Annotated in this window: 17 protein-coding genes and 3 tRNA genes; 10 read left to right on the top strand and 10 right to left on the bottom strand. The window is 45.4% G+C overall.

The features are described from left to right. Positions 1-25 precede the first annotated feature (25 nt). The 4 genes from ACQ31U_RS00510 to ACQ31U_RS00495 form a co-directional block, all read right to left on the bottom strand. The gene (locus ACQ31U_RS00510; RefSeq protein ID WP_431052896.1) at positions 26-946 is read right to left on the bottom strand and encodes a D-alanyl-D-alanine carboxypeptidase family protein; all 921 of its coding nucleotides are present in this window, start codon (positions 944-946) and stop codon (positions 26-28) included. Positions 947-1,176: 230 nt separating this feature from the next. Further along, positions 1,177-1,263: transfer RNA gene (locus ACQ31U_RS00505), tRNA-Leu, on the bottom strand. Between the two features lie 10 nt (positions 1,264-1,273). Further along, positions 1,274-1,347, bottom strand: a tRNA-Cys gene (locus tag ACQ31U_RS00500). Positions 1,348-1,366: 19 nt separating this feature from the next. Beyond that, a tRNA-Gly gene (locus ACQ31U_RS00495) sits at positions 1,367-1,442 on the bottom strand. 226 nt (positions 1,443-1,668) lie between these two features. Between ACQ31U_RS00495 and ACQ31U_RS00490 the strand changes: the two genes are divergently transcribed. From ACQ31U_RS00490 to ACQ31U_RS00455, 8 genes are all read left to right on the top strand, one after another. Then, the gene (locus tag ACQ31U_RS00490; protein WP_431052895.1) at positions 1,669-2,775 is read left to right on the top strand and encodes a methionine biosynthesis PLP-dependent protein; all 1,107 of its coding nucleotides are present in this window, start codon (positions 1,669-1,671) and stop codon (positions 2,773-2,775) included. A 127-nt stretch (positions 2,776-2,902) separates the two neighbouring features. After that, on the top strand, positions 2,903-4,186 hold the full coding sequence (gene bioA / locus ACQ31U_RS00485) for an adenosylmethionine--8-amino-7-oxononanoate transaminase (protein ID WP_431052893.1): 1,284 nt from the start codon (positions 2,903-2,905) through the stop codon (positions 4,184-4,186). After that, positions 4,180-5,340, top strand: a complete 1,161-nt coding sequence (bioF, locus tag ACQ31U_RS00480; RefSeq protein ID WP_431052891.1) for an 8-amino-7-oxononanoate synthase — start codon at positions 4,180-4,182, stop codon at positions 5,338-5,340. The genes bioA and bioF overlap by 7 nt, the downstream gene beginning before the upstream one ends. Continuing rightward, complete coding sequence (locus ACQ31U_RS00475) at positions 5,340-5,987, top strand: DUF452 family protein (protein WP_431052889.1); 648 nt, start codon at positions 5,340-5,342, stop codon at positions 5,985-5,987. Before bioF ends, ACQ31U_RS00475 begins: the two co-directional genes overlap by 1 nt. Continuing rightward, on the top strand, positions 5,981-6,757 hold the full coding sequence (gene bioC, locus ACQ31U_RS00470) for a malonyl-ACP O-methyltransferase BioC (protein ID WP_431052887.1): 777 nt from the start codon (positions 5,981-5,983) through the stop codon (positions 6,755-6,757). Before ACQ31U_RS00475 ends, bioC begins: the two co-directional genes overlap by 7 nt. 4 nt (positions 6,758-6,761) lie before the next feature. Further along, the gene (gene bioD / locus ACQ31U_RS00465) at positions 6,762-7,406 is read left to right on the top strand and encodes a dethiobiotin synthase (protein ID WP_431052885.1); all 645 of its coding nucleotides are present in this window, start codon (positions 6,762-6,764) and stop codon (positions 7,404-7,406) included. A 96-nt stretch (positions 7,407-7,502) separates the two neighbouring features. Beyond that, complete coding sequence (locus ACQ31U_RS00460) at positions 7,503-7,772, top strand: AbrB/MazE/SpoVT family DNA-binding domain-containing protein (protein WP_431052883.1); 270 nt, start codon at positions 7,503-7,505, stop codon at positions 7,770-7,772. Then, positions 7,769-8,113, top strand: a complete 345-nt coding sequence (locus ACQ31U_RS00455) for a type II toxin-antitoxin system PemK/MazF family toxin (RefSeq protein ID WP_431052881.1) — start codon at positions 7,769-7,771, stop codon at positions 8,111-8,113. The genes ACQ31U_RS00460 and ACQ31U_RS00455 overlap by 4 nt, the downstream gene beginning before the upstream one ends. A 90-nt stretch (positions 8,114-8,203) precedes the next feature. Here the strand turns inward: ACQ31U_RS00455 and ACQ31U_RS00450 are convergent, their stop codons facing one another. Next, complete coding sequence (locus ACQ31U_RS00450; RefSeq protein ID WP_431052879.1) at positions 8,204-9,802, bottom strand: ABC transporter substrate-binding protein; 1,599 nt, start codon at positions 9,800-9,802, stop codon at positions 8,204-8,206. Between the two features lie 158 nt (positions 9,803-9,960). Between ACQ31U_RS00450 and ACQ31U_RS00445 the strand changes: the two genes are divergently transcribed. Continuing rightward, a complete protein-coding gene (locus tag ACQ31U_RS00445) occupies positions 9,961-10,314 on the top strand; it encodes a type II toxin-antitoxin system RelE/ParE family toxin (RefSeq protein ID WP_431052877.1) in 354 nt (117 codons plus the stop codon). A gap of 1 nt (position 10,315) precedes the next feature. Next, a complete protein-coding gene (locus ACQ31U_RS00440; RefSeq protein ID WP_431052875.1) occupies positions 10,316-10,615 on the top strand; it encodes a helix-turn-helix domain-containing protein in 300 nt (99 codons plus the stop codon). A 48-nt stretch (positions 10,616-10,663) separates the two neighbouring features. Here the strand turns inward: ACQ31U_RS00440 and ACQ31U_RS00435 are convergent, their stop codons facing one another. The 5 genes from ACQ31U_RS00435 to ACQ31U_RS00415 are packed head-to-tail and all read right to left on the bottom strand — an operon-like array spanning position 10,664 to position 14,432. After that, positions 10,664-12,025, bottom strand: coding sequence for a PFL family protein (locus ACQ31U_RS00435; protein WP_431052873.1), 1,362 nt, complete (start codon positions 12,023-12,025; stop codon positions 10,664-10,666). 10 nt (positions 12,026-12,035) lie between these two features. Further along, positions 12,036-12,308: an ACT domain-containing protein gene (locus ACQ31U_RS00430; protein ID WP_431052871.1), complete on the bottom strand. Its 273-nt coding sequence runs from the start codon at positions 12,306-12,308 to the stop codon at positions 12,036-12,038. 19 nt (positions 12,309-12,327) lie between these two features. Beyond that, entirely contained in the window at positions 12,328-12,936 is a 609-nt protein-coding gene (locus tag ACQ31U_RS00425; protein WP_431052869.1) for a hypothetical protein, read from the bottom strand. Then, entirely contained in the window at positions 12,923-14,029 is a 1,107-nt protein-coding gene (locus tag ACQ31U_RS00420) for a DNA cytosine methyltransferase (protein ID WP_431052867.1), read from the bottom strand. Before ACQ31U_RS00420 ends, ACQ31U_RS00425 begins: the two co-directional genes overlap by 14 nt. Next, complete coding sequence (locus ACQ31U_RS00415) at positions 13,998-14,432, bottom strand: very short patch repair endonuclease (protein WP_431052864.1); 435 nt, start codon at positions 14,430-14,432, stop codon at positions 13,998-14,000. Before ACQ31U_RS00415 ends, ACQ31U_RS00420 begins: the two co-directional genes overlap by 32 nt. Positions 14,433-14,467 lie beyond the last annotated feature (35 nt).

The raw sequence follows: 14,467 nt of genomic DNA, 5'->3' as shown, positions 1-14,467 counted from the left end.
TCAAATTCACCGTACTTTTTTAAATTTAACTCGCCACCCGTTCGATCAACATATCCAGCCCAACCTGATCATAGGCTTCAATATCTTGATCGTTGCTTTCATTAATAATCAAATCATTGAGCGCAAGGCAGCCGTGGGCTTGCAGTTTGTTTTTGGTGAAATTGGAGCGGGCGGCGGAGCTTTTGTTGTTTAGGCTAATCACGCCGATGGTGGCACCATCATCGCAACGGTGTTTATTGATAAACACCAAGTTATAACCCGATTCGCGGATATAGCCGGTTTTGCTGATGGCGGCGTCGAACATCTCTTCGCGTACTAATTTGTTGGTGTTTTGCATAAACACATTATTGCGGCTGGTGCGGATATAGGTGTTGCGCGTGTTGGACAGCGTTTTCAGTTCAGGTTTGTTTAACGCATATTTCGCCAGTTTCACCAAGTCCATCACGCTCGAGACATTTTGGCTGGACAAGCCGGAACTGTCGCTAAAACGGGTGGCATTCATCTTTAATTTTTTTGCCTTTTCATTCATCTTTTGAATGAATTTGGCGCGGCTCATGCCGGCGGAGCGCGCGAGGGCATGGGCGGCGTAGTTGTCGGAATAGACCAACATTGCCTTTAATAATTCTGAACAGGCGATAGGCGTGTTTTTCGGCAACTTGGTGCTTGTGCCTTTAATATAGTCATGATCTTCTTGTGTAATGCTGGCACGGCATTTGGCATTGCGGTTATTTTCTAAAAAGACAATGGCGGTCATTAATTTGGTGACCGAAGCAATCGGACGAACGCGATTCGCTGAACTGCTTTCCAACACTTTGTTATGGGTAAAATCATACACCACATAAGACTGTGCCGACAGAAATGGCGATGCGGATAAAAATAACGCAAGCAGAAATAATGTGTGCCGGTTGCGCTTAATTTTATCTAAAAAAGATCTGATATTAGGCATAAAAATAACCTACCGAGCGATAGATGAAAATTCAACGTGATCAAAAATAGACTTAATTGCGTAATTTAAGCATATTTTTTATGATTTTGTTAGCTGATATTGCAATATTTTGTTGGTGTTATGTTTTCTGATAACCGTTATCGGCAAATCAGAAAGAAAAGAAGAGAAATTGCAGGCATAAAAAAAGCTACCGAAAGTAGCTATCTTTTGAAGTTTAACTTATTTTTAAATGGTGCCCGAGGCCAGACTTGAACTGGCACGACTCGAAAGTCGAGGGATTTTAAATCCCTTGTGTCTACCGATTTCACCACTCGGGCACTGATTGGATGGAGGCGTGTCCCGGAATCGAACCGAGCTACATGGATTTGCAATCCAGTGCATAACCTCTTTGCTAACACGCCGTTTATGCTTGGCATAATTTGGAGCGGGAAACGAGACTCGAACTCGCGACCCCAACCTTGGCAAGGTTGTGCTCTACCAACTGAGCTATTCCCGCGCACATCACAACAGACAGGCTGTTGTTAATCAGTGTGTGCGCATTTTACTGACTTCTATTTGGCTGTCAATGGCTGATTGCATTTTTTTGTTTAATTGCCGAAAAAATGAGTGGTTTTATCGAAATTTAGCCAAAAGTGCGGTTTTCATTTGTGCGTGTAGATTAGGTGTTTTATTTATGTCAGAATAATGCACTATTTACAATTAGACTGTGTTAAGGCGAGATTATGACAACTTATTCTATTGAAACCGAACTGGCGCAACTGGGCAATCGCACCGATGAAAAAACCGGCGCAGTGGCGACCCCGATTTACCTTTCCACCGCTTATGGTCATCGCGGCATTAACGAATCGACCGGCTATGATTACACCCGTACCAAAAACCCGACCCGCACCGTGTTGGAAGAAGGAATCGCGCGTTTAGAGGGCGGGGATCGCGGCTTTGCCTGTGCCTCAGGTATGGCGGCGATTCAATTATTAATGTCGCTGTTTAAAGCCCCTGACGAATGGATTATCTCCAGCGATGTCTATGGCGGCACTTACCGTCTGCTGGATTTCTGTTATAAAAATAATAACAGCGTGAAACCGGTGTATGTCGACACCGCCGATTTAGCCGCGATTGAAACGGCGATCACACCGAATACCAAAGCGATCTTTGTCGAAACCCCGTCCAATCCGTTAATGGAAGAGTGCGATGTGGCGGCAATCAGCAAGATTGCCAAAAAACACAATTTGTTATTAATCGTGGATAACACCTTTTTAACCCCGGTATTATTCCGTCCGATTGAACACGGTGCGGATTTGGTGATCCACAGCGCGACTAAATATTTATCCGGTCATAACGATGTGTTGGCGGGCTTAATCGTCTCCAAAGGGCAGGAACTGGGCGAGCGTTTGTTCTATCTGCAAAACGGCGCAGGTGCGGTTTTATCGCCGTTTGATTCGTTCTTAGCGGTGCGTGGTTTGAAAACCTTGGCATTGCGCATGGAACGCCATCAACAAAACGCACGGGAAATCGCCAAATTCTTAGCCGAGCAAGATCAAATTTTAGATGTGCTATATTCCGGCAAGAGCGGGATGTTGTCGTTCCGTCTGAAAGAGGAAAGCTGGGTCAATCCGTTCTTAAAAGCGATTAAATTGATTACCTTTGCCGAAAGTCTGGGCGGTACGGAAAGTTTTATCACCTATCCGGCAACCCAAACCCACATGGACATTCCGGAAGCGGAACGGATCGCGCGCGGTGTGTGCAACCGCTTATTGCGTTTCTCGGTCGGCTTGGAGAACGTGGCTGATATTAAAGCGGATTTGGCGCAAGCCTTGGCGCAGTTAAAGTAGCTGCTGAAGTAAATTTACGTTAACGCGTTTTTTAGTAAAGGGATACCCAAAGTGCGGTATCCTTTTTTTATCTATTGAATTTTGGTGCTAAAATGCTTGCCAATTTTTTAGCAAACATAAAAATACAATGAATTTAACTGAATTTGACCGCCAACATTTATGGCACCCGTATTCTTCCACCCTCGATCCGCTGCCGGTGTATCCGGTGGCAAAAGCCGACGGCGTGGAAATCATGCTGCAAGACGGGCGCAAACTGATTGACGGCATGTCGTCGTGGTGGGCGGCGTTGCACGGTTATAATCACCCGCGTTTAAACCAAGCGGCAATCGATCAGCTGCAACAAATGAGCCATATCATGTTCGGTGGGCTGACCCATGAACCGGCGGTGTGTTTAGGGCAACTTTTACTCGAATTATTGCCGTCCGAATTGCAAAAAATCTTCTATGCCGATTCCGGCTCGGTGGCGGTGGAAGTGGCGATGAAAATGGCGCTGCAATATCAGCACGCCTTGGGGCAAACGCAGCGCACCCAATTTGCCGCTATGCGCGGCGGCTATCACGGCGATACGTGGCATGCGATGTCGGTGTGCGACCCGATTACCGGCATGCACGGTTTGTTCAGCCAACGGTTGCCGATCCAATTTTTCCTGCCGCAGCCGCAAACGCGTTTTGATCAAGCATGGGATCAAGCGGATATTGCACCGTTAGCCGACTTGTTGGCACAACACGGCGAACAGATTGCCGCGTTGATTTTAGAACCGATTGTGCAAGGCGCAGGCGGAATGTATTTCTATTCGCCGCAGTATTTGCGTGAGGCGAAAAAACTGTGCGATCACTATGGCGTGTTGCTGATTTTTGATGAAATCGCCACCGGTTTCGGGCGCAGCGGCAAGTTGTTTGCCTTAGAGCACGCCGAGGTTGTGCCGGATATTCTCTGTTTAGGCAAAGCCTTGACCGGCGGTTATTTGACGCTGTCGGCAACGATCACCACCAATCGGGTTGCCGATACCATTAGCGCCGGCGTCGCGCACTGTTTTATGCACGGTCCGACTTTTATGGCAAACCCGTTGGCGTGCGCAGTTGCCGCCGAGTCGATCCGCTTATTGTTGGAAAGCGATTGGCAACAGAATGTCGCCCGTATCGAAACGCAGTTAAAACGGGAATTGGCAGCCGCGGCAGCGTGGGATTGCGTGGCGGAGGTGCGGGTGTTGGGCGCAATCGGTGTGATTGAAATGCAAAGTGCGGTCAATATGCGCAGCTTACAGCCACGTTTGGTCGAGCAGGGCGTGTGGGTGCGTCCGTTTGGTAAATTGGTCTATCTCATGCCGCCGTTTATTATCACTCCCGCACAATTGTCGCAGCTGATAAACGGCGTGCTGAAGGCGCTGCAACAAGAGTATGGCTTATGCTGAATTTTTATGCCGAGCAGTTGGCGCAGCTGCAACAACAGGGACAATACCGCACTTTGCCTGACATTCGCCACGGGGGAAAATGGATCTGGCGCGATGAACGCAAAATGCTGAATTTTTCCTCTAATGATTATTTGGGCTTGGCTGCCGATCACACATTAAAACAGCAATTTTTAGCGCAAACCGATTGGCAACAGGCGAGTTTCACCTCGTCTTCCTCGCGTTTGCTGACCGGCAATTTCCCGATTTATGCCGAATTGGAAAGCTTGATGGCGAGTCGGTTTCAGCGTGAAGCCTGTCTGTTGTTTAACAGCGGTTATCATGCCAATATCGGCATTTTGCCGGCGTTAGCGGATAAACATACTCTGATTTTAGCCGACAAACTCGTCCACGCCAGTTTGATTGACGGCATTCGCCTTGCCAGCGCCGATTATCAGCGTTACCGCCATAATGATTACGCCCATTTGCAACAATTATTGGCAAAAAACAGCGAAAAATACCAACGGATTATTATCGTCACCGAAAGTGTGTTCAGCATGGACGGCGATACGGCGGACTTATTGCAACTGGTGGCGTTGAAACAGCAGTATCGCAATGTGATGTTATACGTTGATGAAGCGCACGCACTTGGCGTGTTCGGGCAAAACGGTTTGGGTTTGGCGGAAAAGTGCGGTTGTATCGGGCAGATTGATTTTTTGGTCGGCACGTTTGGCAAGGCGCTGGCAGCGATGGGCGCATACCTGTTGTGCGAGCAAGTAGTTAAGGATTATTTGATTAATAAAATGCGTCCGTTGATCTTCTCGACCGCACTTTCGCCATTGGTGGTGCAATGGACGCATTTTCTAATGCAACGCTTGCCAACTATGCAAGCGCAACGGCAACATTTGCAGCAATTGAGTGCGCAATTGCGGCAGAGCGTGCAGCAATTGACACAACAAGCCATACTCAGTCATAGCCAAATCGTACCTTATATTTTAGGCGATAATGCGACAACGGTTGCCACGGCCGAACGCTTGCAAAAGTGCGGTTTTTACTGTTTGCCGATCCGTCCGCCGACCGTGCCGAACGGCACATCGCGCATTCGTTTTTCCTTAACCGCCGATATGACCGCCGATGAGGTGACGCAATTGGTTGATGTCTTGCAAGGAGGTGCATAATGCAAACGGAATGGCAGATCAGCGCAGAAAATAACCCGAATTTGATTGTCTATTTTGCCGGTTGGGGCACATCGCCTGAACTGGTGAAACATTGGCAGATTCCGTCTGACACCGATCTATTGTTGTGTTGGGATTACCGTGATTTAACATTCAATCTTGATCTCAGCCGCTACCGCACTTTGCATTTGGTGGCGTGGTCCATGGGGGTGTGGGCGGCGGAGCAGACCGTGGCAGAATTGCCGTTTGCCAGCAGCGTGGCAATTAACGGCACGCCCTGTTTAATTGACGATCAACACGGCATTCCGCACGCGATTTTTCAAGGCACATTAGACGGTTTTAATGAGCTTACCCGCGCTAAATTTGAACGGCGAATGTGTGGCAAACGTGAATTGTTACAGCAGTACCAAGCGATTCCAGCACGTCCGACCGAGGAAATCGCACAGGAGTTGGCAGCGGTGTACCGCACTTTTCCCCATGCCAAACCGGCTTCGATCCGCTGGCAAAAAGCGATTGTCGGCACGCAGGATCAGATCTTCCCGACAGCCAATCAACTCAAGTATTGGCAGCAAACCGCGTGTGAAATCCGCCAACTTGCCGTACCGCACTTTGCGTTACCGATATTTAGCGATTGGGCTGATTTATGCTAGCGGTGTTGGATAAAAAACGGATTGGCAACTGTTTTGCCAAAGCCTTAACCAGTTACGATCAACAAGCGTTGGCACAGCAACAGATCAACCGCCGTTTGGCGGATTTATTGCGCCGAAGCGGACAACGCCAATTCCAATCTGCGCTGGAAATCGGCTGCGGTAGCGGCGATTTAACCCGATTATTGGCGCAAGCTTACCAAGTGCGGTCATGGTGTTTAAATGATCTCAATTCAACCGCACTGGCACAGGCAAAACAGCGATTGGCGACGGCGGAGGTGCAAGTGTTGGCAACCGACGCGGAACGGCTCGACCACACTTTTGCTCTTACTCAGCAATTTGATCTGCTGGTTTCGGCTTCGACCGTGCAGTGGTTTCAGCAACCGCAACGGATTATTCGGCTCGCACAACAAGCGCTTAAGCCAAACGGTTGCTTGTTATTCAGCACCTTTTTACCACAAAATTTATCTGAGATTAAACACCTGACGGCAGTCGGTTTGCACTATCCAACGGCGGAACAATGGCAAGCGTGGCTTGAACCGCACTTTGAATTGATTGCACAACAACAAGATACAATCCCACTGTGGTTTGAACAGCCGAGTGCGGTGTTGCGCCACTTGCAAGCCACCGGCGTCACCGCCACCAACCGCACGTTTTGGACGAAAGGGCGGTTGCAGACGTTTTGCCACGCCTATCAACAGCAATTTAGCCGCGCCGACGGCAAGGTGAGTTTGACTTATGCACCGTTGCTGATTTTAGCCAAAAGAAGATAATATAATGAAAAACAAGCAAATATTTTTTGTTTCCGGCATTGATACTGATGTCGGCAAAACCATCGCCACTGGTTTTTATGCCAACCGCCTTACGGCACAAGGGCAAACGGTGATCACACAAAAACTGGTGCAAACCGGCTGTTCCGGCATTGCCGATGATATTCAAACCCACCGCAAACTGCAAAATTTGCCGCTGCAACAATGTGATCTTGACGGCACGACTTGCCGCTATGTATTTGCTTACCCCTGCTCACCGCACTTGGCGGCACGTTTGGCGCAAACCGAGATCGACTTGGCACAAATCACTGCCGATAGCCAAACCTTAGCGCAAGATTATGAGGTGGTGTTAATCGAAGGCGCCGGCGGCTTGGCAGTGCCGTTAAATCAGGAATTGACCGCGCTGGATTACTTGCAACAACAGGGCTACCCGCTGATCTTGGTCACTTCGGGCAAACTCGGCAGTATCAATCACACGTTGTTAAGCCTCGAAGTCTGCCAACAGCGCGGCATTGCCTTGCACGCCTTGATTTATAACCACTATCCGCAGATCGATCCGATTATCGAAAACGAAACCAAAGCCTACTTGCAACAGTATCTGACAACACATTTTCCGCTGGCGGAATTTGTTGAGTTGCGGAATATTTTGTAGTCAGTAACAGCGCCTATTGCTTTTGCTGTATAAAAACCATACACTAGTTAATTGTATTATTTTGGATATACATTGACAGTTGAAAGGAGATAGGTAATGAGATTAGAAGTGAAACAGTGGGGCAACAGCAAAGCGGTGCGATTGCCGAAAGACTTTATTGCGAGCTTACAGCTTGTCAATGGCGATTTTTTTGAAATAGAAAATATTCAACAAGACCGAGTTGTGCTACAAATTAAACGTACTGGCGCAGAGGCGAAACAAGCGCGCTTAACCTTGCAGCAACGCCTAGCAATGACAACAGGCGAGTTACCGAGTTTAAACGATTGGGATAGCATGCAAGCAGTTGGAGATGAAATCGAATTATGATGAAAATTGATCGTGGTGATATTATTAAAATTGATTTTGATCCCAGTATAGGTGGTGAAATTAAAGGCTCTCGTCCGGCATTGGTGCTGAGTTCAAAAGCATTTCATCAGACCGGTTTTATGATGCTTTGTCCTATTTCGCAGGGTGAAGCCGCTACCGCAAGAGAAAATGGCTTTTCGGTGTCCTTAATGGGTAGCGGTTGCCGAACTCATGGCGTGGTTATTGCTTATCAAGTACGTGTGGTGGATTTTAGAGTGAGAAAGATGAGAAAATTTGAAACCGCGCCAACGTTTATTGTTGATGAAGTGCAAGATATTATTGAGGCAATTTTAAGGGATTAGCTTTATTGACAATGTGAATTGATAAAATTGTGTAAGGGCGCATTAAATGCGCCCTAGATTTTTTGTTGCACTATATATTAGTGATTGAACCTAATCCGCCACCTTCACCCCATAAAATGCGGTATAACCAAACGGGCTTTGTTGGAAGTTTTGTACGCGCGGGCTGGTCGGGACATAATTGACCGAGTGCGCGAGCGGGATCAACGGGGCTTGTTCTTTGGCGATGACTAAGGCTTGTTGATATAACGCCGCGCGTTGAGCGTCGTCGGAAGTGGCAACCGCTTGTTGGATCAGGTTTTCAAATTCCGGGTTGCACCAACCGGCGTAGTTTGTGCCGCCGACATTTTCGCAGCCTAACAGCGGGGCTAAAAAGTTGTCGGGATCACCGTTGCGGCTGGTCCAGCCGTAAGTGCCGGTGTAAAATTCGCCTTCACGGGTGCGTTTGTTGAAATCCGCCCATTCGTGAGTCACCAATTTGGCTTTCACCCCGATTTTTGCCCAGTCTTCCTGCAAAATTTCCGCGGTGCGGCGTGGGTTCGGGTTGGACGGGCGCACTACCGGCTGCACCCAAATTTCAGTTTCAAAACCGGCGCCGTAGCCTGCCTCAACCAACAACTGCTTGGCTTTTTCCAAATCAAACGGGTAATCCTCGATTGCGTCATTGTAGCCCAATACGCTCGGTGGGAACGGATTTTTCGCCGCCACGCCGCTGCCGCCTTGATAGACCACGTTGATAATCGCCTGTTTATCGGTGGCATAATTCAACGCTTGGCGCACTTTGACATTATCTAACGGGGCTTTGCGGTGATTGATACCGATATAGGCTAAATTCAGCCCTTCTTTGGCGAACAACCGCACTTTCGGGTTAGTTTTCATCTCGTCAATGTCGGCGATATTCGGGAAGTCGATCACATCGCATGCGCCGGTTTGCAGCTTGGCATAGCGTGCGGTCGCGTCAGGGGTGATACTGAAAATCAGGCGATCCACATCGGCTTTACCGCGCCAATAATCGGCATTGGCGCTATAACGAATCGCCTGATCCAATTGATAAGCCTGAAACACAAACGGACCCGTGCCGATCGGGGTTTTATCAATCGTTTCCGGTTTGCCTGCCGCCAGCATGTTATCGGCATATTCTTTTGAATAAATCGACAAGAAATCCATTGCCACGATTTTCAAAAACGGCGAATAGGCTTTGTTCAGGTTAATTTTCACCGTGTAATCATCGACTTTTTCCACCGATTTCAGCAGTTTTGGCAACGCCATCCAGTTGAAATAGAAGTAAGTGCCATTAGACACGTTATGAAACGGGTGAGCTTTGTCCGCTTGGCGCAAATAGGAAAACAGCACGTCATCGGCGTTAAACTCACGGCTCGGGCTAAATTCTTTATTGGCATGGAATTTCACCCCTTTGCGCAGGTAAAAGGTGTAACTCAAGCCGTCCTCACTGATTTCCCAACGTTCCGCCAAGCCCGGCTCAATCTCGGTTGAACCGGGTTTGAATGCTAATAAGCTGTCGTAAACCTGCTGCGAACTGGCGTTGAAATCATTGGCGTCATTAATAATCGCCGGGCTGAACTGTGCCGGCGAATTGCTAATACAGTTAATCAATGTATGCGGTGCAGCTTCGGCAGCGGCGGAGAAAGATAACGCAAGTGCGGTTAAAGAGAAAAGTGCGGTTGGTTTCATTGAGACTCCTTGTTAAATAAACGAATAATTAACATACAATAAAACCGGCAAAGGGAAAATAATCAATTGGATTTTGTTAGAACGAAAAGGCATAAGGAGTTACTTGAAAATATAATGAATAGGTTATATTATCAGTAAGGAAATGGTTTGGAGGGAAAATGTGGCAAGTTATCACAACTGAGTTTTTTGATGAATGGTATTTAGCACAAGAGACAGAACTGAGAAGAACCGTGTTGGCTTCAATGGCGTTGCTAGAAATGTATGGTCCTCAGCTTGGTCGTCCTTATGCCGATACAGTTAAAGGCTCTGTTTTCAATAATATGAAAGAATTAAGAGTGCAATATAAAGGCAATCCAATAAGGGCATTTTTTGCATTTGATCCGGCTCAGCAAGCAATAGTGTTGTGTGCAGGTGACAAAACAGGGTTAAATGAGCAGAAGTTCTATAAAAACATGCTTAAAGTTGCAGATAGTGAATTTCAAAAGCATTTAGATAATTTAAAGAGGAAATAATATGTCAACATTTCAAGAACTCTTGGCAAAAGAAAGTCCTGAAGTTCAAGCATGGGTTAAAGCCAAAGTCGAAGAAGAAAGCCGTAAAATCACGCTGAATATGTTACGTGATAAACTCAATATGTCACAAAAAGAATTGGCAGACATAATGGGTGTGTCGCAGCCGGCAATCGTCAGAATGGAACAGCCGGATAATGATCCGCGCTTATCTACTTTAAAACGGTATATCAATGGGTTAGGCGGAAAGTTGAGTTTAGATGTAACCATGCCTGACGGGACTCGGATTGGATTTGATTTGTAACATCAAGTGCGGTTCAGATTAGATTCTGACCGCACTTTTGGTGATCAATTAATTTTTCAATGCCTGCACCGGCGCCGGAATGCGGCCGCCGCGGTTGATGAAAATTTCGCAATTGCCTTGTTTGATTGGCATAATCGGTGCATAGCCGAGTAAGCCGCCGAATTCCACGCTGTCGCCGACATCTTTATTTGGCACGGGGATAATCCGCACCGCAGTGGTTTTGCTGTTGATCATGCCGATTGCCGCTTCATCGGCGATAATGCCTGAAATGGTGGCGGCAGTGGTGTAGCCCGGTACGGCGATCATATCCAAACCGACGGAGCAAACGGCGGTCATTGCTTCCAATTTATCGAGGGTGAGCACCCCTTGTTCAGCCGCTTTAATCATGCCTTCATCTTCGGAAACCGGAATAAAGGCGCCGCTTAAACCGCCGACCGCACTTGACGCCATCATGCCGCCTTTTTTCACCGCGTCGTTTAGCAACGCCAGTGCGGCAGTGGTGCCGTGCGTGCCGCAGATACTCAAGCCCATTTGCTCCAAAATCCGTGCCACGCTGTCGCCGACGGCAGGGGTCGGCGCAAGGGAGAGATCCAAAATGCCGAACGGAATGCCTAAGCGTTTGCTGGCTTCCTGCCCGATTAATTCGCCGACGCGGGTGATTTTAAATGCGGTTTTCTTTACCACCTCTGCCACTTCGGTTAAGGTTTGCGCATTGGCGTTTTCCAATGCGGCTTTGACCACGCCCGGACCGGAAACGCCGACATTGATAATCGTATCACCTTCGCCTGAACCGTGAAATGCACCCGCCATAAACGGGTTGTCTTCCACGGCATTGCAGAAAATCACCAGTTTGGCACAGCCAAAACCTTCCGGTGTGGTTTCGGCGGTCTGTTTTACGATTTCGCCGACCAGTTTCACCGCGTCCATATTGATTCCGGCTTTGGTCGAGCCGATATTGACCGAACTACAGACAATATCGGTGGTTTTCATCGCTTCCGGAATCGAGCGGATTAATACTTCGTCCGACGGGCTCATGCCTTTTTGTACCAACGCGGAAAAACCGCCGATAAACGAGACCCCAATCGCTTTGGCGGCGCGATCCAAGGTTTGGGCAATCGAGACATAACTGTCCGCTTTGGTTGCCGCGGCGATTTGCGCAATCGGCGTCACCGAAATGCGCTGATTCACAATCGGTACGCCATATTTTGCCGACAGCTCTTTGGCGGTTTGCACCAAATCTTTGCCGACATGGGTGATTTTGTTGAAAATATTTTGGTTTAAGGTTGCCAAATCGGGGCTGATACAATCATGCAGATCAATGCCGATGGTGATGGTGCGCACATCAAAGTGTTGATCCGACACCATTTTCAGCGTTTCTAAAATTTCATAAGACTGAATACTGTTGCTCATTTTCAATCCTTTAAATCCGGTGCATGGCATTAAAAATATCGGTATTTTGCAAGCGCAATTCCAAGCCCAATTTTTTGCCTTCTTCAACAAAAAATGCGGACAAGGTTTGATAATCTTTGGCGCACGCGCTGGTATCCACCAACACAATCATGGTAAAAAATTCATTCATTAATTGTTGGCTGATATTGACGATATTAATCTGTTGTTCGGCTAACAATTTCGCCACATCATACACAATCCCGATCCGATCTTTACCGATCACGGTTAATACTGAGTTGTTCATGTTTATTATTTATTTCCCGTTAGTCAAAGGAAAGATTATATGTTGATTTTATGGTTGATTTATCAACATATTTTTCATCTGTAGTAATAATTTTTATTTCTTCACTTTTAGAAAAGTGTAGTTTTTTTAATTTATTTATTAAATGATCATAATCATCTGTATCAGCTAAAATAAAATCATTTATTCCCATATAACTGTTATTCTCATTTCGTCGGGCAAAAACTTCATTGTGTGATAATGTAACAACATAGCATTTAGCTTCCCTATGTACATATTTTGTCGCCATAGCTTCTAAATCTGCTTGTTTCCAGCGTTCTCGCAGTGTGGTTTTGGCACTAATAGTAATTGGTGTTTTTCGATTATATAAGACTATGTCAAGAATTACATTAGGGACAAATGCTAATTTTGCTTGTACGTAAATCGGTGAAATATTTTCACGTAGTAAGGATAGAACAAGTAGCTCTTCAAAAATAGTACCATTAATACTAGGATTATTGGGATAGTTGTCTTTATAAAAAGTCCAGTAATTTTTTATAAAATCACTTGGCTTCCAATTTTCATTAATCGGCAGCTTTTCTATGATCTCTTTTATAATGGTTATATGAATTAAATCTTTATTTTTTGGCATTTAATATCTCCTTTATTTTTGATATGAGTCGAAAAGCAGTTGCTTGGATCGCTGGTACAGCAACAGAATTTCCAAATTGTTTATATGCGGAAGCATCGGAAACAGGGATTATAAATTGTTCGGGAAATCCTTGTAATCTAGCCCATTCACGAGGAGTCATTTTTCTGATCCCTTCACGATTTACTTCTCCTTTTATGTTGGTTGTAGGGGTAAAATCGGTAATTCGATGATCAATAACTAAATTGCGCTCTCTCCCCATCCCTCCAACAACAATGGCATTTGAAATGCCGTTATCAGGTATAATTTCATAGCCAAAACCATTACCCTTACTTTCATGTCTTAGTTTATGAGCCTTTAAAGTGTTTATATATTGAGTTGATAAATAATATTTTGTCGGGACAGTATTTTTTTCTCGAATATCTCTAAATGTCGTTTTAATATCTAGTGGTTTTGGATAAGAAAACTCACTGACCTGTGTATCAGAATGAAATCCTACAATAAAAATACGTTCTCGATTTTGAGGTACTCCAAAATCTTTCGCATTAATTATTTCTGGTTTAGGGACAAAATATCCTAAATCATCTCGTAGTGTATTCAATATAGTTTTTAGTGTTCTTCCTCGATCATGACTGATTAGACCCTTAACATTTTCAAGGAAAAATGCTTTAGGTTGGTGTCTTTTAATTATCTCTGCAACATCAAAAAATAATGTACCTCTGGTATCTTCAAATCCTCCTCTTTTTCCTGCAATTGAAAAAGCTTGGCATGGAAATCCTGCACACAACACATCAAATTTTGGGGGAATATATTGTTTGGTTTCTTCAAGAGTAATATCACCGAATGGTACTTCGCCAAAATTAGCAGCATAGGTTTTTTGTGCTTTTTCGTCCCATTCACTGGAAAAAACGCACACTCCTCCTAAGTTTTGCATTGCGATTCTAAAACCTCCAATACCTGCAAACAGATCGATAAAAGTAAAATCGGGATTGATTGAAGGGGGGATGTTTGCCGTATGTTGAAATAGTGAATATTGAGCAGCTTTATCTTCTACAGGGAGTTGCTCACTTTCTATTTTCATGTATTTTTTTTTCATAAATTACTTTCTCTATCATTTTTGTATACAAAATTAGGTGTTTTTGTATATCTTTTCCCCAGAAACGTAGAACCGTCCAACCAGATTCTTTTAACTTTTTATTGACTTCGTTGTCTCTTGCCATGTTTCGTTCTATTTTTGTAATCCAAAATTCTTTATTACTTTTGATATCGTATTTGTGTATATTCCAATCTTTTCCGTGCCAGAATTCACCATCGACAAAAATTGCTATTTTATGTTTAAAAAATGTTAAATCAGGTTTTCCGAAAACACGTTTATCATTTTTTCGATAGCGCAATCCCATTTTCCATAATGTCTTAGCTAGCAGTAGTTCCGGTTTTGTACCTGAGCTTTTATTAGCCTTCATATTTTTACTTATTTGATCAGAGGTTAGCTTAGTCATCGAGTAATGTTCTTATAAATAAGTAGCTTATAAAA

Origin of the sequence: Testudinibacter sp. TW-1 (assembly GCF_050613185.1) — a bacterium.
Taxonomy (GTDB): Bacteria; Pseudomonadota; Gammaproteobacteria; order Enterobacterales; family Pasteurellaceae; genus Chelonobacter.
This window is presented reverse-complemented; position numbering and strand designations above follow the sequence as displayed.